Source organism: Streptomyces sp. NPDC059851 (assembly GCF_042732005.1).
GTDB lineage: Bacteria > Actinomycetota > Actinomycetes > Streptomycetales > Streptomycetaceae > Streptomyces.
In genome coordinates, this window is sequence record NZ_JBHWJJ010000005.1 from 1 (window position 1) to 21,438 (window position 21,438).

The following is a 21,438-nucleotide window of genomic DNA, read 5'->3' on the forward strand; positions in this document are numbered from 1 at the left end:
GTCGCAATCCACACCAGGCCAGAAGGCCCTCACCCATTTCAAGATCCCTCAACCGAGACCTGCATCACCCGTCCACAACCTCCCGGGACAGAACAACTAGGGCGCGTGACAGCCGCACGCATCACCGAGCGGAACGCGCGCGGCTGGGGCACGCTGCGGGGCGGGGTCGGGGGGACACCCTCCCGACCCCGGGTGCGGGCCTCCCGCGCCGTCGCCTCCGCCTGGCGTTACGAAGCTTGCTTTTGTTCGCCCGCCTTCGCTTTCCCGGCCCGGCGGCACGAAGTCCGCTTTCGTCTGCCCGCCTTCGTCGCCACCGCCCGGCAGTACGAAGCCCGCCTTCGCCTTGCCACCTTCCCCCCGCCCGGCGTTACCGGGTCCGCCCGCCTCCCCGTCCTCGCCCCCCCCGCCCTCGCCCCCCGCCCCCTCACACCCGCAGCACCTCCACCCCCGCCGCCTCGAAGGCGGCTGCCACCGGGGTGGGGAGGCCGGTGTCCGTGACCAGGGTGTGGACCGCTTCCGTCGGGCAGATGCGGGCGAAGGCGCGGACCGCGAGTTTGGTGGAGTCGGCCGCGACGACCACCCGGCGGGCACGTTCGCACAGGAGGCGGTTCATCGCGGCCTCGTCCTCGTGCCGGGTCGCTGCGCCATCGGTGGGGTCGAAGGCGTCGACGCCGACGACGGCGGTGTCCACCGTGAGCTGGCCCAGCACCTGTTGGGCCAGCGGGCCGGTCAGCTCGTACGACTGGGAGCGGGCCACCCCGCCCGTCAGGACGATCTTGAACTGCGGTCTGATGACGAGCTCTCCCGCGATGTTGAGCGCGTTCGTCACCACCGTCAGCGCCGGTGAGCCCGTCGCCAGGTCCCGGCGCCCCGCCAAGGCCCGGGCCACTTCCGTGGTCGTGGTGCCGCCGGTCAGGCCGATCACCTCGCCCGGCGCGATCAGGGCGGCCACCGCTTCGCTGATGCGGTGTTTCTCGGCGGCCCGGCGGGAGGTGCGGTAGCGGAGCGGGAGTTCGTACGAGACGCCGTGCACCACCGCCCCTCCGCGGGTCCGCACCAGCAGCTGCTGTTCGGCCAGCCGGTCGAGGTCGCGGCGGATCGTCGCGGCGGAGACGCCGAGGGCCTCCGCCGCCGGCTCGACCTCCAGTTCGCCCCGCTCCACCAGCAGGTCCAGCAGTGTCTGCCAGCGCTCCTTCCGGGTCATGGACCCCACGGCGTTCGCCCCCTCCGGCGCTCCTCGTGCCGGTCAGCCGTCCGTCCCTCGGCGACCGCACACCCTTCTTCCCCCCCGACACTAGCCCAGCCCATCACCCCCGAGATGCTTGAAGTTGCGTGAAAATGCCCGATAGCGTGCAGGAATCCGCAAGGACGTCATAAAGCGAGCGAGTGCACAAGCCGGGCCAGGGAGCCGTCATGAGCCAGAGCCACGTCGCGTACGAGTTGGGGACCCAGCCCGAGTGCTGGGAGCGGGCGGTCGAACTGGCCCCGGTCCGGCGGGCGGTGCTCCCGCAACCGGGGGAGCGCACCGCGATCGTCGGGTGCGGGACCTCGTACTACATGGCGCAGGCGGCCGCCGTGCTGCGCGAGGAGGCCGGGGAGGGTGAGACCGACGCGTTCCCCGCTTCGGAGTTCCCGCTGCACCGCCGCTACGACCGGGTCCTGGCCCTGACCAGGTCCGGCACCACCACGGAGGTGCTGGACCTGCTGGCCGGGCTGCGGGACGCGGGCGTGCCCACGACCGCGGTGGTCGGGGACCCGGCGACGCCGGTGATGGGCCTCGCCGACGAGCTGGTGGTGCTGGACTTCGCGGACGAGCAGTCCGTCGTGCAGACCCGTTTCGCGACCACCGCCCTGACCCTCCTGCGTGCCCACGTCGGACGGCACACCGCCGCCGCGGTCGCCGACGCGCGGACCGCCCTCGCCGAGCCGCTGCCCGAACGGCTCTCGGAGCACGGCCAGTTCACCTTCCTCGGCCGCGGTTGGAGCGTCGGCCTGGCGCACGAGGCGGCGCTCAAGATGCGGGAGGCGTCGCTCTCCTGGGCCGAGTCCTACCCGGCGATGGAGTACCGGCACGGCCCCGTCAGCATCACCGGCCCCGGCACCCTCACCTGGTGCCTGGGTGCGGCCCCCGAGGGGCTGGCCGAGCAGGTGCGGGCAGCAGGTGGCGCGTGGGTGCCGGCAGGGCGGCTCGACCCGCTCGCCGAGCTGGTACGGGTCCACCGGCTGGCCCTCGCCGTCGCCGCCCGCCGGGAGCTGGATCCGGACCGGCCGAGGAACCTCACCCGCTCGGTGGTCCTCACCTCCGGCGAGGAGGCGGTCCGATGAGTCTGGCCGCAGCCGGTGACCTCGTCGCGGAGGCGGCCGCCGCCGGGCGGGCCGTCGCCGCGTTCAACATCATCACGCTGGAGCACGCCGAGGCGGTCGTCGCCGGCGCGGAGCAGGCGGGCGTGCCCGTCATCCTGCAACTGAGCGAGAACGCGGTGAAGTTCCGCGGCGGGGCGCTGCTCCCGATCTCGCGGGCGGCCGCCGCGTGCGCGGAGGTCGCCGCCGTGAAGGTCGGCCTGCACCTCGACCACGTCAAGAGCCCCGATCTGCTGCGGCAGGCGGTGGACGCCGGCTTCAGCTCGGTGATGTACGACGCCGCGCAGCTGCCGTACGCGGAGAACCTGGCGGCGACCCGCTCCGCCGCCGACTGGGCGCACGCCAACGGTCTATGGGTGGAGGCCGAGTTGGGGGAGGTGGGCGGGAAGAACGGGGAGGCGCCGCTGGATCCGCACGCGCCCGGCGCCCGTACCGACCCGGACGATGCCCGCCGCTTCGTGGCCGATTCCGGGGTGGACGCGCTCGCGGTGGCGGTCGGCAGCACCCACGCGATGACCAGCCGTACCGCCTCCCTGGACCACGCGCTGCTGGCCCGGCTGGCCGAGACCGTGGACGTGCCGCTGGTGCTGCACGGCTCCTCGGGGCTGCCGGACGCGGAGCTCGCAGCCGCCGTCGCCGGCGGCATCCGGAAGGTCAACATCGGTACGGCGCTGAACCTGGCCATGACGGGGGCCATCCGCGCCCACCTCACTCCGGCGGACCCGCGCCCGTACCTGACGGCGGCCCGTACGGCGATGACGGCGACGGCGGTGGCAATGATCGCCGCGCTGACCCGGTGACCCGCTGACCCGGTGATGACCCGGTGACCTGCTGATGGCCCGCTGGCCCGCTGGCCCGCTGGCCCGCTGGCCCGGTGATCCGCGTGCCCCGCTGACCCGCGGACGAGGCCGGCCCCGCCCCGCCCGCGGCTCAGCGCCGCACCAGCCGGGCCCCGTGGCAGGTGATGGCGTGCCACCGGGCCCGGTCCGGGCCCGCGCCGTGGGCGAGGGTCCGCCGGGCCTCGATGGCCGTGACGTGGCGTTCGTCGGTGAGGCACATGACGAGGAACAGCGCCGTGTGCTCGGGCTCCACCGTCTCGTAGTAGTACCAGTCGGCCCGGACGGACCGCTTGCCGGACAGGAACGGGCGCTGCAGGAAGTCCTGTACGTCCAGCGGGAAATGACCGAGGACGTCCTGGGCCTCCGCCGGGTCCAGGGCGAGCCGTTCCACCGGTGATCCGGCCCGGCCGGGGACGGTCAGGCCGCCCGCAGCCGCCGCTGCTGCCGGCGGACTTCCGTCGAAGGAGCGGCTCCGCAGGGTCCCGGGCTCCAGCCGTACCCGTTCGCCCCGGTACTCCCGGGCCGGGCTGGTGGACAGCATGTTCCGCAGCCGCCCGGCGGGTCGTTCGGGCTCTGCCGGCAGGAGCCGGCAGAGCCCGCGGTCGCCGAGCACCACCGCGAAGGGGGCGCGGTCTTCGGTGAGGTGGGCCCACCAGAGCAGGACCGTGCCGGCCTTCTCCAGGGTCTTGGCCCGTGCGTCGTCCGGGAGCCGCTGCCAGCAGGCGTCCCGGTCGGGCAGCTCCGGGTCGACGGGCAGGGGCCCGGGCTCGTGGATCTGGGTCAGCCCCTCGGGCTGCTCCGCCCGGGCGGTGGGCCGGGCCTCCGGTGGCCGTCGTGCCGGCCCGGCCGGCAGCCGGTCCGCAGGGCGCGGTTCCGGCATCCGGTCCCGCCCGGCGAACTCGCGCCGCCACGCCTCGTCCCGGTCCCTACCCGTCCTGTCCGTGCCCATTGAGTCCTCCGGTTGCGCGCCCCGACCCGACCGACCTGCCATTGTCCGGCAGGGCGGTCCCGCCTGTCAGGCGTTCAGCGCGGCGAGCGCGGCCTGGGCGGAGGCGACCAGGGGCTCGGAGGCCGGACGATCCCGCTGTCCGCGATCATCTGCCGTACGTCCACGGCCAGACCCCGAGCCCCGGACCCTTCCAGATTCTTGAAACAGGTTCTACTCTGCCCTGCGCCGGCCGGCGGCCGCCCGGCCGGCCGCGCCGCACCACCCGACAGCGGAACAACCCGGAGGGGCCGTGCACCTCGAATACACGCCCGAGCAACAGCAGTTGCGCAGCGAGCTGCGCGCCTACTTCGCCGAGCTGGTACCGCAGGACGTCCACGCCCGCTACGCGGACCCGGCGGCCCAGAAGCGGTTCTACCGGGAGACGATCCGCAGGCTCGGTGCCGACGGCTGGCTCGGGGTGGGCTGGCCCGAGGAGTACGGCGGGCGCGGCATGTCGGCCGTGGACCAGTTCATCTTCTTCGACGAGGCCGCACAGGCCGTCGTCCCGCTGCCGCTGATGGCCCTCAACACGGTCGGGCCCACCCTCATGCGGTTCGGCACCGCCGAGCAGAAGGCGTACTTCCTGCCGAGGATCCTCTCCGGCGAGATCGACTTCGCCATCGGCTACAGCGAGCCCGACGCCGGCACCGACCTCGCGGCCCTCACATGCCGGGCCGTCCGCGAGGGCGACGAGGAGACGGGCACGTACGTCGTCAACGGCCAGAAGACGTGGACCACCAACGGGGACACCGCCGACTGGGTGTGGCTCGCCGTTCGCACCGACCCGGACGCCCCCGCCCACAAGGGCATCACCATGCTCCTCGTGCCGACGAGCGACCCCGGCTACTCCTGCACCCTCATCAACACACTCGCCTCACACGACACCACGGCCAGCTACTACGAGAACGTCCGCGTCCCCGCCGGTCACCGCGTCGGGCAGGAGAACCAGGGCTGGCGACTGATCACCAACCAGCTCAACCACGAGCGGGTCACCCTCGCCGCCCACGGCACCATGGCGATCCGGGCGCTGCACGACGTCCAGCGCTGGGCGGCCGCGACCAAGCTCGCGGACGGGCGCCGCGTCATCGACCTGTCCTGGGTCCGCGGCCGCCTCGCCCGCACCCACGCCCGGCTCGACGCGATGAAGCTGCTGAACTGGCAGATGGTGAGCGCGGTCCAGGACGGCACCCTGACCCCGCAGGACGCCTCCGCCGTCAAGGTGTACGGCTCCGAGGCGCGCAGGGACGCGTACGCCTGGCTGATGGAGGTGGTCGGCGCCGCCGGCCCCCTCAAGGACGGATCGGCGGGCGCCGTCCTGCACGGCGAACTGGAACGCGGCTACCGCAGCGCGGTCATCTTCACCTTCGGCGGCGGCAACAACGAGATCCAGCGCGAGATCATCTCCTGGATCGGCCTGGGCATGCCCCGCGTCCGGCGCTGACGGCGGCGGCCGGCTCAGCGGACCAGGACCGCCTCGCCGGACCGGGGTACGACGGCCGTCCAGCCGAGTTCGGCGTCGATCCGGTCCCGGAGCGTTTCGGCGGCGGTCTCCTCGCCGTGGACGAGGTAGGTGGCGTGCGGGGCCGGGGCGGCGCGCAGCCAGTCGAGGATCTGGTCGGCATCGGCGTGTGCGGAGAAGTGCGGGACGTCGACGACTTCGGCGCGTACGGGAACGTCCTCGCCGAACATCTTCAGCGTGCGGGCGCCGTCCACCAGGCTCCGGGCGCCGGTGCCCTCGGTGGCGAAGCCGACGGTCACGACGGCGTTGCGGGAGTCGGGCAGGATCCGGTGGAGGTGGTGCAGGACGCGGCCGCCGGTGGCCATGCCGGCGGAGGAGACGATGACCGCCGGGCCGGTGGTGTCGTTGATGTCGATCGACTCCTGGACGGTGCGCGCGGCCAGGAAGGGCTCCGGGCTGATCGCGGCCCCGCCGCGGGCGATGACCTCGGGCCGGAGCTCGGGGGAGCGGGCCCGTACGGCGCCGCGGTAGACGTCGAGGGCGGCCAGGGCCATGGGGCTGTCGACGTAGACGGGCACGTGGCGGGGCAGGGTGCCGTCGCCGCGCAGGGCGGCGAGTTCGTGCAGGACGACCTCGGTGCGGTCGATCGCGAAGGCCGGGATGACCACCGTTCCGCCCCGCGCGAGCGCCCGGGCGATCGCCGAGGCGAAGGTGCGCTGCCCGCGCTCCTGGTCGTGGCGGCGGTTGCCGTACGTGGACTCCAGGAGCAGGACGTCGGCGCCGGAGAAGGGCTCGGGCGGGAGGAGCAGCGGGTGGCCGGGACGGCCCAGGTCGCCGCTGACGGCCAGGGTGTGGCCGTCCTCCAGGGTCAGGTGGGCCCAGACGGAGCCGAGGATGTGGCCGCCGTGGTGCAGTCGCAGGAGCGTCCCGGCCATGACCTCGACCTCGCTGCCGACCGGGACCGGGTCGAGGAACTTCACCGTCAGGTCGACGTCGTCATCGTCGTAGAGCGGCTGGGCCGGCCGGCGCTTGGACCAGCCGTGCCGGTCGGCGTGCTCGGCGGCCTCCGTCTGGAGGCGGGCGCTGTCGCGGAGCACGATCTCGGTGAGGCGGGCGGTGGCGGCGGTGGCCAGGACGGGGCCGCGGAAGCCGTGCCGGACCAGGCGCGGCAGGTATCCGCAGTGGTCCAGGTGGGCGTGGGTGACGACGACGGCGTGGATGTCGGCGGCGGCGCAGGGCAGCTCGGCCCGGTTGCGACGGCGCTGGTCCGCGACACCCTGGAAGAGCCCGCAGTCGACGAGGATCCGGGCGTGGTCGCTCTCGACGAGGAACTTGCTACCGGTGACCGTCCGCACACCGCCGAGGAAGGACAGCAGGGCCGGGCGGGCCGGGGCGGCGGAGAACGGCGCTGACCGGGGCATGGCAGCAGCCCTCCCTTCGGAACGGACGCCGGCTTCCACCATCCCACCGGCACGCCCCTCCTGCAGGGGACCGACCGGTCCGTCCCGCAGGGGACCGACCGGTCCCGCCGAGGGGCCGACCGGCCCGAGCGGGGCGGGGCGACCCGGGCACAGTCTGACGGGTGAACCCTGCGCAGTACTCCTCCGCACAGCACCCCGCAACCCGCACAGCAGACAGAGAGAAGGCGCGCCATGAAGGCACTCGTCTTCCAGGGGCCCGGACGAACCAGCTGGCAGGACGTTCCGGACCCGTCGATCAAGGACGCCGCCGACGCGATCGTCCGGGTCGACGCCGTCACCATCTGCGGCACCGACCTGCACATCATCAAGGGCGACGTCCCCGAAGTGGCGCCCGGCCGGGTCCTGGGCCACGAGGCCGTGGGCACCGTCGTCGAGACCGGCGGCGACGTCCGTACCGTCCGCCCCGGTGACCGCGTGCTCATCTCGTGCATCTCGGCCTGCGGCCGCTGCCGGTTCTGCCGGCAGGCCCGCTACGGCCAGTGCCGCGGGGGCGGCGGCTGGGTCCTGGGCCACACCATCGACGGCACCCAGGCCGAATACGTGCGCGTCCCCTTCGCGGACCTGTCCGTCCACCCGCTACCGAGCGCCCTCGCCGACCACGAGGCGGTCCTGCTCGCGGACATCTTCCCGACCGCGTACGAAGTGGGCGTCCTCAACGGCGACGTCCGCCCCGGTGACACGGTCGTCGTGGTCGGCGCCGGCCCCATCGGCCTGGCCGCCATCGCCGCTGCCGGCCTCTACAGCCCGTACCGGACCATCGCCGTCGACCTCACCGCCTCCCGGCTCGCAGCCGCCCGTGAGTTCGGTGCCGATGCCACCGCGAGCGCACGGGAGGAGCCCGAGCAGCTGGTGGAGGACCTGACCGAGGGGCTCGGTGCGGACGTGGTGATCGAGGCCGTGGGCGTGCCCGAGGCGTTCGAGCTGTGCACCCGCATGGTCCGTCCCGGTGGCCGGGTCGCGAACATCGGCGTCCACGGCAAGCCGGCCGTCCTCCACCTCGAAGACCTGTGGATCAAGGACGTGACCCTCACCACCGGCCTCGTCGACACCCACTCCACCCCCATGCTGCTGCGGATGACGGCCGCGGGCCGGCTCCCCGTGGCCAGGATGGTCACCCACCGCTTCGAGCTGGACCGGATGGAGGAGGCGTACGAAGTCTTCTCCCGCGCCGGCGACACGGGCGCCCTCAAGGTCGTGCTCGGCGGACCGCAGCACGACACGGTGGCCGTGCCTCCCCAGGAGCAGTGATCGCCATGAACAGCACCCCGCGCACCCCGCACCAGCCGTCCGTCGGGACGACCGGACGCACCGACCTGGGCCGCCGCCTGGCGGCCCGCCGCGAGTCCCTCGGCCTGAGCCGAGAGGAGCTGGGCCGGCAATGCGGAGCGGACGCCAACTACATCGCCTACCTGGAGGAGCACGCGGCCTCGCCGTCCATCGGCACCCTCGTCCGCGTCGCCGACGCCCTCGGCATCACCGTCGACGACCTGACCGGTGCCGCCGCCGAACGGGTCCCCGGCCGGTCCACCGCACGGCGCGACACCGCGCTCGTACCGCTGGACGAGGCCGAATGCCAGCGGCTGCTCGGCACGCACGGCGTGGGCCGCATCGCCGTCTTCACCCCCGACGGCCTGGCCGTCCTCCCCGTCAACTACCTGGTCGCGGGGACAGGCATCGCCTTCCGCACCTCCGAGGTAGCCACCGCCGCCAAGGCCGCGGGAACGGAGGCCGCCTTCGAGATCGACCGCATCGACGACGTGACCGCCGAGGGCTGGAGCGTACTGGCCGTCGGTGCACTCACGGCCGTCACCGACGCCGGTGAACTCCGCCACCTGAACGCCGAGGCCCGGTCCGGCCCCTGGGCGGGCGGGGGACGCACCCACTGGATGAAGCTCACCCCCGTACGGCTCACCGGCCGTCGCGTGGTGCACGGCTGATGGACGCCGTGCGCGCCGTCGTCTTCGACACGGACGGGGTCCTCCTGGCCACGGCGGCCCACCACGCCGCCGCGTGGAAGGAGACCTTCGACGGCTGCCTCCCGCGGTGGGGGCGGCGCCCCGGTGGACGGCCGCGCCCCTTCGACGCCGTCCGCGACTACCGGGACCTGGTGGACGGCAGGTCCCGGCTCGACGGCGTACGGGCCTTCCTCGCGGCCCGCAGCATCGAGCTCCCCGGCGGCACCCCGCAGGATCCGCCGGGGTGCACCACCGTGCACGCGGTCGCCGCCCGCAAGGAGCAGATCTTCTCCGCAAGGGTGCGGACCGAAGGCGTGGAGGTCTTCGACGACGTACGGCCCGCGCTCCTGCACCTGAGGGAGATGCAGGTAGGGTGCGCGGCCGCTTCGGCCTCCCGGCACGCCCGCTCCCTCCTCGAATCCGCCGGGCTCAACGGCCTGTTCGGCGCCCTGGTGGACGGGGAGGACGCGGACGCGCTGGCGCTCCCGGGCAAGCCGGACCCGGCCCTCTTCCTGGAGGCGGCCCACCGGCTCGGTGCCGGCCCCCAGCACACCGCCGTGGTGGAGGACGCACTCCCCGGCGTCGAGGCGGGACGACGGGGCCGCTTCCGCCTCGTCGTCGGGATCGACCGCGACGGCGACCCGCACGGCGCGGACGCCCTGCGCGCGCACGGCGCCCACCTCGTCCTGCCCGACCTCGGCCGACTGCCCACCGTGCTCGCCGGCGGCCGGCCGTGAACACCGGCACCTCCTGGCGGTGGGAGTACCCGCGCTACGACCCCGTGACCGAACGGCTGGCCGAGTCCCTGTGCACCCTCGGCAACGGCCGCTTCGCCACCCGCGGCTCGGCCCCCGAGAGCACCGCCGACGGCGTCCACTACCCGGCCACCTACCTGGCCGGCTGCTACAACCGCCTCACCTCCGCCGTCGCCGGACGCACGGTCGTCAACGAGGACCTGGTCCGGCTGCCGGACTGGACCGCCCTGCGCTACCGCTGCCTGCCCGACGACGCACCGCCCGGCGACTGGCTCGCCCCCGATCACCCGAGCTTGCGCCACCACCGCGTCTCGCTGGACCTGCGCACCGGAACGCTGACCCGTCGCATGCTCTTCCACGATGCCGAGGGCCGCCGCCTCGGGGTCACCCACACCCGCCTCGTCCACATGGGCGACCCGCACCTCGCCGCGCAGCGCACCGTCTTCCGCGCGTACGGCTGGAGCGGCCGGATCGAGGTCGTCGCCCCGCTCGACGGCGACGTCGCCAACACCGGTGTGGAACGCTACCGCGCCCTGGACGGACGTCATCTCGTCGTGCACCGGGCCGGGGTGGAGGCGACGGGCACGGCTTGGCTGTCCCTGCGCACATCGGCCTCCGACGTACGGGTCGGGCTCGCCGTCCGCACCACCGTGCGGCCCCTGGTGGCCATGGACGGGGCGTGTACGGCCACCGCCGCCACGCAGACGGTCTTCCTCCCGGTCAGGCGGGCGCGGCCGGCCGTGGTGGTGAAGACGGCCGCCCTGTTCGCCTCGCTCGACCGTCCCCTCGCCGATCCCGTGCGGCGCGGCATCGAGTACGCCGGGCACGCCCCGGACTTCGCGTCCCTGCTGGCGTCCCACCGGACGTCCTGGCAACGGATCTGGAACGACGGGGAGCTGAGAGTGGAGGGTGAGACCGGCAGGATCCTGCGCCTGCACGCCTTCCACGTGCTGCAGACCCTCTCGCCGCACACCGCCGAGCTCGATGCCGGAGTGCCCGCCCGGGGTCTGCACGGGGAGGCGTACCGGGGCCACGTCTTCTGGGACGAGCTGTTCGTCCTGCCCTACCTCGCCCTGCACTTCCCCGAGACCGCCCGCGCCCTACTGATGTACCGGCACCGCCGCCTGCCCGCGGCCCGGGAGGCGGCCCGCCGGGCCGGCGCGGGAGGGGCCATGTTCCCCTGGCAGAGCGGCAGTTCGGGCAGCGAGGAGACGCAGCTGCTGCACCTGAACCCGCGCTCCGGCCGCTGGCTGCCCGACCACTCGCACCTCCAGCGCCACGTGGGCTCGGCCGTCGCCTGGAACGTGTGGCAGTACGGCCTCGCCACCGGCGACACCGGCTTCATGCACGGCCCCGGAGCCGAACTCCTCCTGCACATAGCTCACTTCTGGGCGAGTGCCGCGACCTGGGACGCCGGCCTCGGCCGCTACCGGATCCGGGGCGTCGTCGGCCCCGACGAATACCACGACGCCTACCCGGACGCCGCCGCCCCCGGCATCGACGACAACGCGTACACCAACGTCACCGCGGCCTGGGTGCTGGCCCGCGCCCTCGACCTGTACGGGGAACTCCCGGAGGCCCGGCGCGCCGAGCTCCTGGCACGGCTCGGCCTCGGCGCCGACGACCCCGGACGGTGGGAGGAGCTCTCGCACCGCATGTACGTGCCCTTCCACCGGGACGTCATCAGCCAGTTCCACGGCTACGGCGACCTCGCCGAGCTCGACTGGGAGGCGTACCGCGCCCGCTACCACGACATCCGCCGCCTGGACCGCGTCCTGGAGGCCGAGGGCGACACACCCAATCGCTACCAGGCCTCCAAACAGGCCGACACCCTGATGCTCGGCTACCTCTTCCGCCCTGCGGAACTCGTCCGACTGTTCACCCGACTGGGCTACGCCCTCGACGACGCGCTGTGGGCGCGGACGGTGGCGTACTACCTGCGGCGGACCTGCCACGGCTCGACCCTCAGCAGCCTCGTCCACGGCCGGGTCCTCGCCCGGCAGCAGGGCGCGGACGCCTGGCGGTACTGCCAGGAAGCCCTGATCGGTGACATCACCGACATCCAGGGCGGAACCACCGGCGAAGGCATCCACCTCGGCGCCATGGCCGGCACCCTCGACCTCGTCGAACGCGGCATCACCGGGCTCGCCCCCGGCACGGACGGGCTGCACATCGACCCGGTGCCGCTCTCCGAGGTCCCCGGCTCCGCGTTCTCCCTCTCGTACCTCGGGCACCGGGACGTCCGCATCCGGTTCCGGCCGGGCCGGCTGGGGATCCGCGTCCCGCCGTCCCTCCTCGGCCCGGTTCCGCTGGTCCTTCCCGGCGGCAGGCGGGAGCTGGTCGCCGCGGGCCGGGAACGGTGGTTCCGCCTGCCGGGAGGCTGACCCGGCCCGCCCCTGCTCACCCGCGGCCACGGTTCACCGTCGGCCCCCTCGCATGGCGGTGCGCCAGTGCCCCGCCCACGCTGGAGGGAGAGCGCCGGAAGGGGTGAAGGACATGGGCACGCAGCATGAGGCTCCGCGGATCGTGGTGGGCGTCGACGGGTCGTCCTCCTCCCGGGCCGCCCTGCGCTGGGCGGTGCGGTACGCCGGTCTCGTCGGCGGGGAGGTGGAGGCGGTCACGGCCTGGGAGGTCCCCGGCGAATCGTCGTGGTCGGCCCCGGCGGTGGACGCGACGTTCGACGAGGAAGAGGCCGAACGGAGTCTGGTCGAAGAGGTGCGCACGGTACTCGGCGAGGAAGGTGCCGCCCTGGTGCACGAGCGCCTTGTGCACGGCCACCCGGCCGAGGTCCTGGTGGACGCGGCACAGGGGGCCGACGTGCTGGTCGTGGGCAGTCGCGGACACGGCGGCTTCCGTCGGGCCCTGCTCGGTTCGGTGAGCCAGCAGGTGGCGCTCCACGCCCCGTGCCCGGTGACCATCGTCCGCCCGGACGCGACCGACGACTGAACTGCGGGCAGTTCGGCCCGCACGGCCCCGGCAATGGCGATCACCCCGCCGCGCGGCGCGGTGTGCGGGCCCCTCGTACCGGGGGGCGGGCGTGCGCCTCCTGTCCCCGTGACCCCGGGGCGGGAAGGATGGTGCGGCACGCGCCCGCCCGCCCGGAGTCCACGGAGGTGCCATGCCGGAGCACGGAACGAAGGCTGCGCTGCCACCCGTCCTGCGCGGCTACCGCAGGAGCTGGTTGCGCGGCGACCTGCTGGCCGGGGTCACCGTCGCCGCCTATCTCGTGCCCCAGGTCATGGCCTACGCCGGGGTGGCGGGGCTGCCGCCGGTCACCGGGTTGTGGGCCGTCCTTCCCGCCATGGCCCTCTACACCCTGATCGGGTCGTCCCGGCTGCTGTCCGTCGGACCGGAGTCCACCACCGCCCTCATGACCGCCGTGGCCGTCGCCCCGCTCGCGGGCGGCGACCCCGCGCGGTACGCGGCCCTCGCGGCAGCCCTGGCCGTCGTCGTCGGTGTGCTGTGCACGGTCGCGTGGGCCCTCCGGCTCGGCTTCCTCGCGGACCTGCTCTCCCGGCCCGTGCTCGTCGGCTACATGGCCGGGGTCGCCTGCATCATGATCGTGGACCAGTTGCCCAAGCTCACCGGGGTGAGCAGCAGCGGGTCGGGGTTCTTCCCCCAACTGTTCTCGTTCCTGCGGCACCTCGGCGACGTGAACCGGCCGACGGCCGTCCTGGCGGCCGGATGCCTCGTCCTGCTGTTCGTCCTGCCCCTGCTGGGGCGCGGCGTGCCCGGGCCGCTCGTCGTCCTCGCCCTGTCCACGGCCGTCGTCGCCGGGTTCGGCCTCGACGACCGTTACGGCATCGACGTCATCGGCGCCGTTCCGACCGGGCTGCCGGGCTTCGCCCTGCCCAGCCCGTCGGACTGCGCCGGCCTGGTCCTGCCGGCCCTCGGAGTGCTCCTCGTCGGGTACTCGGACGTCGTCCTGACCGCGCGGGCCTTCGCCCGCCGCGACGACCCCCGGCCCCTGGACGCGGACCGCGAACTGCTCGGCCTCGGCGCGGCCAACCTAGGCGCCGGCGTCCTGCAGGGCTTCCCCGTCAGCAGCAGCGCCAGCCGTACCGCCCTCGCGGACTCCGCGGGCGGCCGCACCCAGGTGTACTCCCTCGTCGGGGCCGTCTGCGTGGTCGCCGTCCTGCTCTTCCTCGGACCGCTGCTCGCCCACACCCCGTCCGCCGCCCTCGGGGCCATCGTCGTCTACGCCGCCCTGCGGCTGGTCGAGGTGGGCGAATTCCGTCGGCTCGCCGCGTTCCGACGTCGCGAGCTCCTCCTGGCCGTCGGCTGCACGCTCGGCGTCCTCGCCCTCGGCATCCTGTACGGCGTCCTCGTCGCCGTCGCCCTGTCCGTCGCCGAACTGCTCACCCGGGTCGCCCGCCCGCACGACGCCGTCCAGGGCATCGTCCCCGGCCTGGCCGGCATGCACGACGTCGACGACTACCCGACCGCCCGCACCGTTCCCGGCCTGCTCGTCTACCGCTACGACTCACCGCTGTTCTTCGCCAACGCCGACGACTTCCGCCGCCGGGCCCTGGCCGCCGTCGACGCGCAGGACGGGCCCGTCCACTGGTTCGTCCTGAACACCGAGGCCAACGTCGAGGTCGACATCACCGCCCTCGACGCCGTCGAGGCCCTGCGCGCCGAACTCACCGACCGGGGCATCGTGTTCGCCCTCGCCCGCGTCAAGCAGGACCTCCGTGACCCCCTCGACGCGTACGGCCTCACGGCGGCGGTCGGCGAGGACCGCATCTTCGCCACCCTCCCCACCGCCGTCGCCGCCTACCGCACCTGGCGGGGCACGACGGGCAGCGATCCGGCCGGCACCACCTGAGACCGGCCCCGCGGAACGCGCCGCCGCGCCCGCAGGCTGCTCCACGCCCGGGATCCCGGCCCCCGGCGGCCGGGTCGCGCCGCTGCGTGGCCCGGGCGGCGGCAGCGGAGCACAGTGGGAGAGGAGGTACACCCCGGAGGTGCACGATGTCCTGCCGGCCGCCCGCCGGGGGTGCCGGTGCGGGGGCCAACCCGCTGCGGCGGGGGGCCGACCGTGCCCGCGCCCGCTGGCATGCCGTCTTCGCGCTGGCCTGCGTACTCGCGGTGGTCTGCGCGATCGGTGTCGGCACGGCCGTGCACGCCGCCGGCGAGCGCGCCGCCGAGGCCCGGGCCCGGATCCTGCACCGCATCACGGCCACCACCGTGGCCGAGCCGGTGGGGCCGGAGGCTGTCCGCGCGGCCGGTGCGCCCTCGGCCTCGGCCCGGGCCACCTGGCGGTATCCGGGCTCCCGCGTGCACACCGGGCTCGTCCCCGTCCCTCCCCGCACACCCGTCGGCGAGGCCGTCGCCATCTGGGTGGACGACGCGGGAGACGTGTCCTTCAGGCCGCCGCGCACCGAGGAAGCGATCACCCTCGACGCGATCGCCGCGGCCGCGGGCACCCTCGCCGCGATCGTCCTGGGCGCCGGCGGCCTGGTGTCCGTACGCCTGCGCCGGATCGAGGCGGGCAGCCTGCGCCAGTGGGATCGCGAGTGGGCGCGGGTCGAGCCGTACTGGTCCGGGCGCGCCCGCCCGGAGCAGGGCGCGGACGACGACTGAGGGCGGACGCGCGCCGGTCCGGTCCGGTGCGGGCCGGTCGACGGGTCGACGTGGTGCTAGGCGGCGTCCGGCGGGCCCGGAGGCTCCGCGAGGACGCTCCAGGCGACCGGCCCCAGCAGGTCCGCCACCCGCTGGAACACGTCCATCAGCAGGTCGTCCACCGTCAGCACGCCCACCACGCGTCCCCCGTCCAGTACGGGGAGGCGCCGCACACCGGTGTTCCGGAAGAGCCGGTACGCCGTGTGGATGTCGTCCCCGGCGTCCACGGTGACGACGGGGGAGGACATCACCGTCCGTACCGCCCCGCCCGGGTCGGCGCCCGCCGCCACGACGCGGACGGCGAGGTCCCGGTCGGTGACGATGCCGCACACCTCCTCGCCCTCCGTGACGACCACGGAGCCGACGCCGTGGCCGTCCATGCGCCGGGCGACCTCGTCGATCGGGGTCCCGGCGGCGACGGCGACCGCCGGCGCCGACATGGACGCGGACACCTTCGCCGCGGACACTCGTGATGCGGACACCTTCGATGCGGAGACCCTCATGGTCCGGATCCTTCCGGGCAGCGCCCCTGCGGAAACCCACCGCGGGCGGTGCGGGCCCGGCCGGAGCAGGGCCGAGCGGGCCGGCTCGGGGCCGCACGGCCCTGTGCCGTCCGTCCGTGCTGCCGCAGCATGGAGTTCCAGGGGACGGACACCGCATACGGCGTCCAGGCCGACCAGACCAGAACAGAACCTTCCAGAGGTGATCTGACATGGCATCCGCAGAATGGACCACTCCAGGGGTGTACGCCGGCCCGGGCGGTGTGCTCACCGACGCAGCCGGCGCCCTCACCGGTGAACTGACGGTGCACACCACGTGGGAGCAGGAAAGGGCCCACATCACGGTGCAGTACTCGGGTGCGTCCGAGTGGTACGCCCTGGCCGGCAGCCCCGTGGCCTGCCCGAGCCCCGAGGCCAGCCGGACGGTGCACCAGAGGGCGGTGGAGGCAGTGCGCACGGGCGGGGCGGTGCCCTTCACCCCGTGGCCGACCACCCCCGTCGCCTGAGCCCCCCGTCACGTCCGCTGACCGGCTCCGCCGCAGGAGGGCGGTGCGGTGGCGGGGCGCTCGCGAGGCGTCGGTCATCGCGGTCCCCGGCCTGTTCCGTGGAGACCCTGCCGGGGCGGTGCGTAGCCGCACCGGGTGCCGACCGGCCCCGGTTGAGGGCCGGTCGGCCCTTCGGCCGGCGCGTGGCGGCGCGCCAGAGTGGGATCGGGCGGCCCCGGTGCCGCACACCGAAGCCGCAACCGAACAGTATGGAGGGCGGAGCCGTGACACCTGTCATCGTCGTCGGAGTGGACGGATCCACGGAGAGCCGCGCCGCCGCGCGGTGGGCGGCGGCCGAGGCGGCCCGGCGGGGCCTGGGCCTGCGCCTGGTCCATGCCTGGCTGTGGCAGCCGGCAGCACTGCCGATGGCCCAGGACCGGGACGAGGAGGCCCGGCGCGCGGACGCCGTCCTGCACGCCGCGGCCGACGAGGTCGCCGTGCGCCACCCGGAGCTGGGGATCGTCACCGAGGTCGTCCATGACGCTCCGGTGCCCGCCCTGCTGCGGGAGGCCGAGGAGGCGGAGCTGCTGGCCCTGGGCACCCGCGGGCACGGCCCGGTCCTCGGCTTCCTGCTGGGATCGTACGGGCAGCAGGTCATCGGCGAGGCCGCCTGCCCGGTGGTCTCCGTGCGGGCGGCCACCGCGGACCAGCCGGACGGCGGACCGGACGCGGGACCGGACGGGGGGCCGGGCGAGGTCGTCGTCGGCCAGTACGGCTACCCCGAGGACAGCCACGACGTGCTGGGCTTCGCGTTCGAGGCGGCCGCCGCGCGCGGGGCCTCCGTCCGGGCGGTGCGCGCCTGGGACCTGCCGTCCATCTACGCGTACAGCCCCGGATCGATGTGGATCTCCGACCAGGACGGCGGGCTCGTGCAGTACGAGCAGGCGGCGCTGCGCCGGGCGCTGGAGCCGTGGCGCGAGAAGTACCCCGAGGTGCCGGTGGTGGAGCACGTCGAGCTGGGCAGTGCCGGGCAGGTGTTGCTGTCCGCGGCGGAGGGGGCCGCGTCGCTGCTGGTCGTGGGCCGGCGCACCCGTAGGGGGCCCATCGGCAGCAGGATCGGTTCGGCGGCCCACGCGGTCCTGCACCACGCACGGTGCCCCGTGGCCGTGGTGCCGCAGTCCTGAACTCCCGCGCCGCGCGGGCCGCTGACCGCCGCCGTCAGGCGGGGCGGCCGGGCTGGCGGCTGGACGGCACCAGGGTGTGGCTGGCGATCACGGCGGCCTGGACGCGCCGGTCGACGCCGAGCTTGATGAACAGGCGGGAGACGATGTTCTTGACCGTCTTCTCGGCGAGGTAGAGCCGCTTGCCGATCTCACGGTTGGTCAGGCCCTCGCTGACCAGCACCAAGATCTCCTTCTCCCGGTCCGTGAACCCCGGCAGCCCCGGCACCTGCTCCTCCTGCGGCACCTCGCCCCGCATCCGGGCCATCACGCGCGCGGTGGCGCCCGGGTCGAGCATCGACTTGCCGGAGGCCACCGTACGGACCGCGGTCACCAGGTCCGTCCCGCTGATCTGCTTGAGGACGTACCCGGAGGCGCCGGCCATGATGGCGTCCAGCAGCGCCTCCTCGTCGTCGAACGAGGTGAGCATCAGGCAGGACAGCTCCGGCATCCGGGAGCGCAGTTCGCGGCAGACGCTGACGCCGTCGCCGTCCTGGAGCCGTACGTCGAGCACCGCCACCCGCGGGCGCAGCGCGGGGACCCGTACCAGCGCCTGCTCGGCCGTGGACGCCTCGCCCACCACGCGGATGTCCGGCTCGGCGTCCAACAGGTCGTGCACGCCACGGCGGACGACCTCGTGGTCGTCGAGGAGGAAGACGCTGATCGGCTCCTCCGCCGGGTGGGGGACACCGCTGTCGGTCATCTTCTGCTCCTCGGTCGGGCGTGTACCGGGCGTACGCGCGCACTCGCATCCTGCCCCGGGCGGCGGGTCGTCCGACAGGGCCGATCGGCCCTCCCGTTAGCGCGGTACGGGCCCGTGTGCGACCGGAATCCCGGACTTCGGGACCTTCGGCCCTTGGTGCGGGGCATGCGGACCTTACGCCTCCGTCTGCGCGGCTGATGTGGTGGGGTCGACCTGACCGCCGGGTCCCGAACGGGCACGGCCGGCCACGGTGACGTAGGAGGGGAGAGGGGCACATGGGCAGGACGATGATCGCGCTCAGGACGGTCGTCCGGGACGAGTACGGGGCGGGGGTCGCCGTCGTGGGCGAGTTGGACGTGCACACGGTCGCCGCCGTCGAGCCGAGACTCGCACGGGTCGCCGACGGCGGCGGGGACGTGGTCCTCGACCTGTCCGGGCTCGCGTTCTGCGACAGCTCGGGCATCGACATGTTCCTGCGCCTGCACCGGCGGTGCGCGCGCACCGGGGCGCGGCTCCTGCTCCAGGGCGTGCCGCCGCTGCTGGCCAAGTCGCTGCGGGTGGTCGGTGCGGACCGGGAGTTGTACTGCGGCTGGCGGTGAGGCCCTAGGGAGGACCGTTCGGCCCTGGTGCCGCGCCCGCGGTCCGGGTGACGCTGCTGGTTCACGTACGAGCACAGTACGCAGCAGATCGATCTCCTTCGGACCGCAGGTGCGCATGATGGAACACGAAGTGGACGGGGAGGGTGCGCGCCGCATGCGGCCCTTGGACCGGGGCGAGGCCCTGCGCCTGCTCGGGACGGTCCCCCTGGGGCGGGTCGTCTTCACCCGGCACGCACTCCCCGCGGTACGCCCCGTGAACCACCTCCTGGACGGCGAGGACATCGTCCTGCGGGTGCACGACGGCGGCGCGCTCGCCGCGCTGGCGGCGCCGTCCGACGGAGCGGGCGTCGTCGTCGCCTACGAGACGGACGACATCGACGCCCGCAGCCGCCTCGGCTGGAGCGTGGTCGTCACCGGCTACGCCCGCCCGGTGACCGACCCCGCGCAGGCGGCCGCGTACGAGGACCTGCTGCGGCCCTGGGTGCTCGGCCCGGAGCCCTGCCGCGTCGTGCGCATCCGGCCGGACCTGGTCACCGGCTTCCGGCTCGAGCACTACCCGGCCCCGGAGCGGGGGGCGGACGGGCACCCCCGTGCGGCCGCGGAGCCGGGTACGGCCCCGCGTGCCGGGGCGGCCGGCTGATCAGCCGAGCTCCGCCGAGGCCGGATCCCTGTGCAGCGGGGCCCGCCACACCAGCCGGCTGCCGCCCTCGGACGGCGATTCGATCAGGAACGCGCCACCCACGCTGCGGGCCCGCTCGTCCAGGTTGGCCAGGCCGCTGCGGCGTCCCTGCTCGGAGATGCCCACGCCGTCGTCCGACACGGACAGCACGACCTCGCCCCCGCCCGCCTTGAGCGACACCCCGACCCGACTGGCGTGCGCGTGCCGCGCCGCGTTGCTGAGCAGCTCCCCCAGCACGGCCACGACATGGTCGGCCACATCAGTGGGCACGTCGGTGTCGAGCAGGCCCTCCATGCTCAGCCGCGGGGGATGCCCGAGGAGGGTCGCAGCCTCCCCGACCGCGCGCGCCGCGCGGGCCCGCAGCCCCGCACCGCCGGCACCGTCCCGGTCCTTGGTGCGCAGCCCGAAGATCGTCGACCTGATGATCTTGATGGTTTCGTCGAGGTCGTCCACGGCCCGGCCGAGCCGCTGCGCCGCCCCGCCGTGCTCCACCAGCCGGGCCGCGCTCTGCAAGGTCATCCCCGTCGCGAACAGCCGCTGGATGGCCAGGTCGTGGAGGTCGCGGGCGATGCGGTCGCGCTCTTCCAACAGGGCGATCTGCTCGGCGTCCCGCCGCCGGTCCGCCAACTCCAGGCCGAGCGCCGCCTGCCCGGCGAAGGCCAACAGCGGTTCGAGCTCGCCGTCGCTGAACACGGGCTGGCCCGCCGCCCGGCCGAGGAACAGCACCCCGCGCGCGGGCGCGCCGCCCGTGCCCAGGGGCACCGCCACCGCCGGGCCCTCGGCGCGGTCCTGCGCCGGATCCGCTTCGAACCGCCGGTCGGTGGCTGCCCTCGGGCTCGACACCGGGGCACCCTCGGTGTGCGCCGCGCCCACCATCGTGCCCTCGATGGGCAGGACCAGCCCCTGGCGGGCCTCGGCGCCCGCTCCGGTGGCAACCTCCACCAGCAGCCCCTCGGTCCCGGGCAGCGCGGTGGCGATCTCGGCCGCCCGTGCGCCGGTGATGTCCTGCGCCCTGCGCGCGATCAGCTGGAGCACCTCGGTGCGCGAACTCCCGGACAGCAAGCTCCCGGTGATCTCGGCATTGGCCCGCAGCCAGTGCTGCTGGCGCTGGGAGCCCTCGTACAGGCGGGCGTTGTCGATGGCCACGCCGGCAGCCACCGACAGGGTGGTGATGACCGACTCGTCCTCCGTGTCGAACTCCTGACCGCCCCGTTTGTCGGTGAGGTAGAGGTTCCCGAACACCTCCTCGCGCACCCGGATGGGCACGCCCAGGAAGGTGCGCATCGGCGGGTGGTGTGCGGGGAAGCCGTGCGAGGAGGGGTGCGCGCCGATGTCGGCCAGCCGCAGCGGCTCCGGGTGCCGGATCACCTCCCCCAGCAGGCCGTGGCCGGCCGGCAGCGGCCCGATCCGGGCGATCTCCTCGTCGGACACGCCCACGGTCAGGAACTGCGAGAGCGTCCTGCCGTCCGGGCCGATGACCCCGAGGGCCCCGTACTCGGCGTCGACGAGCAGCGCGCCGGCCTCCACGATGCGGCGCAGGACCTGGGACAGCTCCAGCTCCCGTCCCACCGACACGACGGCTTCCAGCAGGCTGTGGACGCGGTCGCGCGTGCCGCGGGCGGCGTCGATCCGCGCCTGGAGCTCGTCGAGCAGCTCGTCCAGACGCATCTTCGGCATCTGGGACAACGAATCCCCCACCATGAACCGGATCTCCTTGTACTCAACCGGCGCAAAGCCTATCGGGAGCACACGGATACGGAAGGCCGAACTCCCGTCAGGGGGCGGGGCC

20 protein-coding genes are annotated in these 21,438 nt (G+C 74.3%); 14 read left to right on the plus strand and 6 right to left on the minus strand.

Features of this window, described 5'->3' with window-relative positions:
* Positions 1 to 424: 424 nt before the first annotated feature.
* Positions 425 to 1,204, minus strand: a complete 780-nt coding sequence (locus ACFV7Q_RS02330; protein ID WP_385422682.1) for a DeoR/GlpR family DNA-binding transcription regulator — start codon at positions 1,202 to 1,204, stop codon at positions 425 to 427.
* 209 nt (positions 1,205 to 1,413) lie between these two features.
* Between ACFV7Q_RS02330 and ACFV7Q_RS02335 the strand changes: the two genes are divergently transcribed.
* Both ACFV7Q_RS02335 and ACFV7Q_RS02340 read left to right on the plus strand, forming a co-directional pair.
* Positions 1,414 to 2,325 carry an SIS domain-containing protein gene (locus ACFV7Q_RS02335; RefSeq protein ID WP_385422684.1) on the plus strand — a complete coding sequence of 304 codons (912 nt, stop codon included), beginning with the start codon at positions 1,414 to 1,416 and terminating at the stop codon, positions 2,323 to 2,325.
* A complete protein-coding gene (locus tag ACFV7Q_RS02340; RefSeq protein WP_385422686.1) occupies positions 2,322 to 3,161 on the plus strand; it encodes a class II fructose-bisphosphate aldolase in 840 nt (279 codons plus the stop codon). Before ACFV7Q_RS02335 ends, ACFV7Q_RS02340 begins: the two co-directional genes overlap by 4 nt.
* Positions 3,162 to 3,291: 130 nt before the next feature.
* Here ACFV7Q_RS02340 and ACFV7Q_RS02345 read toward each other — a convergent pair whose 3' ends face one another.
* Positions 3,292 to 4,149, minus strand: coding sequence for a hypothetical protein (locus ACFV7Q_RS02345; RefSeq protein WP_385422687.1), 858 nt, complete (start codon positions 4,147 to 4,149; stop codon positions 3,292 to 3,294).
* Positions 4,150 to 4,438: 289 nt separating this feature from the next.
* Here ACFV7Q_RS02345 and ACFV7Q_RS02350 point away from each other — a divergent pair, with 289 nt between their 5' ends.
* Positions 4,439 to 5,629, plus strand: a complete 1,191-nt coding sequence (locus ACFV7Q_RS02350; RefSeq protein ID WP_385422689.1) for an acyl-CoA dehydrogenase family protein — start codon at positions 4,439 to 4,441, stop codon at positions 5,627 to 5,629.
* Between the two features lie 14 nt (positions 5,630 to 5,643).
* On the opposite strand, the gene ACFV7Q_RS02355 is transcribed toward ACFV7Q_RS02350, so the two are convergent.
* A complete protein-coding gene (locus tag ACFV7Q_RS02355; protein ID WP_385422691.1) occupies positions 5,644 to 7,068 on the minus strand; it encodes an MBL fold metallo-hydrolase RNA specificity domain-containing protein in 1,425 nt (474 codons plus the stop codon).
* 231 nt (positions 7,069 to 7,299) lie between these two features.
* Between ACFV7Q_RS02355 and ACFV7Q_RS02360 the strand changes: the two genes are divergently transcribed.
* From ACFV7Q_RS02360 to ACFV7Q_RS02390, 7 genes are all read left to right on the plus strand, one after another.
* Positions 7,300 to 8,376, plus strand: a complete 1,077-nt coding sequence (locus ACFV7Q_RS02360; protein ID WP_385422693.1) for a zinc-dependent alcohol dehydrogenase family protein — start codon at positions 7,300 to 7,302, stop codon at positions 8,374 to 8,376.
* A 5-nt stretch (positions 8,377 to 8,381) separates the two neighbouring features.
* On the plus strand, positions 8,382 to 9,065 hold the full coding sequence (locus ACFV7Q_RS02365) for a helix-turn-helix domain-containing protein (protein WP_385422695.1): 684 nt from the start codon (positions 8,382 to 8,384) through the stop codon (positions 9,063 to 9,065).
* Positions 9,065 to 9,820 carry an HAD family hydrolase gene (locus ACFV7Q_RS02370; protein ID WP_385422697.1) on the plus strand — a complete coding sequence of 252 codons (756 nt, stop codon included), beginning with the start codon at positions 9,065 to 9,067 and terminating at the stop codon, positions 9,818 to 9,820. The genes ACFV7Q_RS02365 and ACFV7Q_RS02370 overlap by 1 nt, the downstream gene beginning before the upstream one ends.
* Positions 9,817 to 12,222, plus strand: coding sequence for a glycoside hydrolase family 65 protein (locus ACFV7Q_RS02375; protein WP_385422698.1), 2,406 nt, complete (start codon positions 9,817 to 9,819; stop codon positions 12,220 to 12,222). The genes ACFV7Q_RS02370 and ACFV7Q_RS02375 overlap by 4 nt, the downstream gene beginning before the upstream one ends.
* 112 nt (positions 12,223 to 12,334) lie before the next feature.
* On the plus strand, positions 12,335 to 12,784 hold the full coding sequence (locus tag ACFV7Q_RS02380) for a universal stress protein (RefSeq protein WP_385422700.1): 450 nt from the start codon (positions 12,335 to 12,337) through the stop codon (positions 12,782 to 12,784).
* Positions 12,785 to 12,956: 172 nt separating this feature from the next.
* Positions 12,957 to 14,666, plus strand: coding sequence for a SulP family inorganic anion transporter (locus ACFV7Q_RS02385; protein WP_385422702.1), 1,710 nt, complete (start codon positions 12,957 to 12,959; stop codon positions 14,664 to 14,666).
* A gap of 146 nt (positions 14,667 to 14,812) precedes the next feature.
* Positions 14,813 to 15,424 carry a hypothetical protein gene (locus tag ACFV7Q_RS02390; RefSeq protein WP_385422704.1) on the plus strand — a complete coding sequence of 204 codons (612 nt, stop codon included), beginning with the start codon at positions 14,813 to 14,815 and terminating at the stop codon, positions 15,422 to 15,424.
* Positions 15,425 to 15,480: 56 nt separating this feature from the next.
* On the opposite strand, the gene ACFV7Q_RS02395 is transcribed toward ACFV7Q_RS02390, so the two are convergent.
* The gene (locus ACFV7Q_RS02395) at positions 15,481 to 15,966 is read right to left on the minus strand and encodes a CBS domain-containing protein (RefSeq protein ID WP_385422706.1); all 486 of its coding nucleotides are present in this window, start codon (positions 15,964 to 15,966) and stop codon (positions 15,481 to 15,483) included.
* A 209-nt stretch (positions 15,967 to 16,175) separates the two neighbouring features.
* On the opposite strand from ACFV7Q_RS02395, the gene ACFV7Q_RS02400 reads away from it, so the two are divergent.
* The gene (locus ACFV7Q_RS02400; protein ID WP_385422708.1) at positions 16,176 to 16,469 is read left to right on the plus strand and encodes a hypothetical protein; all 294 of its coding nucleotides are present in this window, start codon (positions 16,176 to 16,178) and stop codon (positions 16,467 to 16,469) included.
* Positions 16,470 to 16,732: 263 nt separating this feature from the next.
* Complete coding sequence (locus tag ACFV7Q_RS02405; protein WP_385422710.1) at positions 16,733 to 17,632, plus strand: universal stress protein; 900 nt, start codon at positions 16,733 to 16,735, stop codon at positions 17,630 to 17,632.
* 34 nt (positions 17,633 to 17,666) lie between these two features.
* On the opposite strand, the gene ACFV7Q_RS02410 is transcribed toward ACFV7Q_RS02405, so the two are convergent.
* Complete coding sequence (locus ACFV7Q_RS02410) at positions 17,667 to 18,371, minus strand: response regulator (RefSeq protein WP_385422712.1); 705 nt, start codon at positions 18,369 to 18,371, stop codon at positions 17,667 to 17,669.
* Between the two features lie 275 nt (positions 18,372 to 18,646).
* On the opposite strand from ACFV7Q_RS02410, the gene ACFV7Q_RS02415 reads away from it, so the two are divergent.
* Entirely contained in the window at positions 18,647 to 18,970 is a 324-nt protein-coding gene (locus tag ACFV7Q_RS02415) for an STAS domain-containing protein (protein ID WP_385422714.1), read from the plus strand.
* A 115-nt stretch (positions 18,971 to 19,085) separates the two neighbouring features.
* Entirely contained in the window at positions 19,086 to 19,610 is a 525-nt protein-coding gene (locus tag ACFV7Q_RS02420; RefSeq protein WP_385422716.1) for a pyridoxamine 5'-phosphate oxidase family protein, read from the plus strand.
* Here the strand turns inward: ACFV7Q_RS02420 and ACFV7Q_RS02425 are convergent, their stop codons facing one another.
* Positions 19,611 to 21,326, minus strand: coding sequence for a GAF domain-containing protein (locus tag ACFV7Q_RS02425; RefSeq protein ID WP_385422718.1), 1,716 nt, complete (start codon positions 21,324 to 21,326; stop codon positions 19,611 to 19,613). It abuts the gene before it with no gap.
* Between the last annotated feature and the right edge of the window lie 112 nt (positions 21,327 to 21,438).

What these genes read in the sequence shown, in the direction of transcription:
- ACFV7Q_RS02330 (WP_385422682.1), bottom strand. Translation starts at nt 1,204, where the DNA reads ATGACCCGGAAGGAGCGCTGGCAGACACTGCTGGACCTGCTGGTGGAG.
- ACFV7Q_RS02335 (WP_385422684.1), top strand. Translation starts at nt 1,414, where the DNA reads ATGAGCCAGAGCCACGTCGCGTACGAGTTGGGGACCCAGCCCGAGTGC.
- ACFV7Q_RS02340 (WP_385422686.1), top strand. Translation starts at nt 2,322, where the DNA reads ATGAGTCTGGCCGCAGCCGGTGACCTCGTCGCGGAGGCGGCCGCCGCC.
- ACFV7Q_RS02345 (WP_385422687.1), bottom strand. Translation starts at nt 4,149, where the DNA reads ATGGGCACGGACAGGACGGGTAGGGACCGGGACGAGGCGTGGCGGCGC.
- ACFV7Q_RS02355 (WP_385422691.1), bottom strand. Translation starts at nt 7,068, where the DNA reads ATGCCCCGGTCAGCGCCGTTCTCCGCCGCCCCGGCCCGCCCGGCCCTG.
- ACFV7Q_RS02360 (WP_385422693.1), top strand. Translation starts at nt 7,300, where the DNA reads ATGAAGGCACTCGTCTTCCAGGGGCCCGGACGAACCAGCTGGCAGGAC.
- ACFV7Q_RS02365 (WP_385422695.1), top strand. Translation starts at nt 8,382, where the DNA reads ATGAACAGCACCCCGCGCACCCCGCACCAGCCGTCCGTCGGGACGACC.
- ACFV7Q_RS02370 (WP_385422697.1), top strand. Translation starts at nt 9,065, where the DNA reads ATGGACGCCGTGCGCGCCGTCGTCTTCGACACGGACGGGGTCCTCCTG.
- ACFV7Q_RS02380 (WP_385422700.1), top strand. Translation starts at nt 12,335, where the DNA reads ATGGGCACGCAGCATGAGGCTCCGCGGATCGTGGTGGGCGTCGACGGG.
- ACFV7Q_RS02385 (WP_385422702.1), top strand. Translation starts at nt 12,957, where the DNA reads ATGCCGGAGCACGGAACGAAGGCTGCGCTGCCACCCGTCCTGCGCGGC.
- ACFV7Q_RS02390 (WP_385422704.1), top strand. Translation starts at nt 14,813, where the DNA reads ATGTCCTGCCGGCCGCCCGCCGGGGGTGCCGGTGCGGGGGCCAACCCG.
- ACFV7Q_RS02395 (WP_385422706.1), bottom strand. Translation starts at nt 15,966, where the DNA reads ATGAGGGTCTCCGCATCGAAGGTGTCCGCATCACGAGTGTCCGCGGCG.
- ACFV7Q_RS02400 (WP_385422708.1), top strand. Translation starts at nt 16,176, where the DNA reads ATGGCATCCGCAGAATGGACCACTCCAGGGGTGTACGCCGGCCCGGGC.
- ACFV7Q_RS02410 (WP_385422712.1), bottom strand. Translation starts at nt 18,371, where the DNA reads ATGACCGACAGCGGTGTCCCCCACCCGGCGGAGGAGCCGATCAGCGTC.
- ACFV7Q_RS02415 (WP_385422714.1), top strand. Translation starts at nt 18,647, where the DNA reads ATGGGCAGGACGATGATCGCGCTCAGGACGGTCGTCCGGGACGAGTAC.
- ACFV7Q_RS02420 (WP_385422716.1), top strand. Translation starts at nt 19,086, where the DNA reads ATGATGGAACACGAAGTGGACGGGGAGGGTGCGCGCCGCATGCGGCCC.
- ACFV7Q_RS02425 (WP_385422718.1), bottom strand. Translation starts at nt 21,326, where the DNA reads ATGCCGAAGATGCGTCTGGACGAGCTGCTCGACGAGCTCCAGGCGCGG.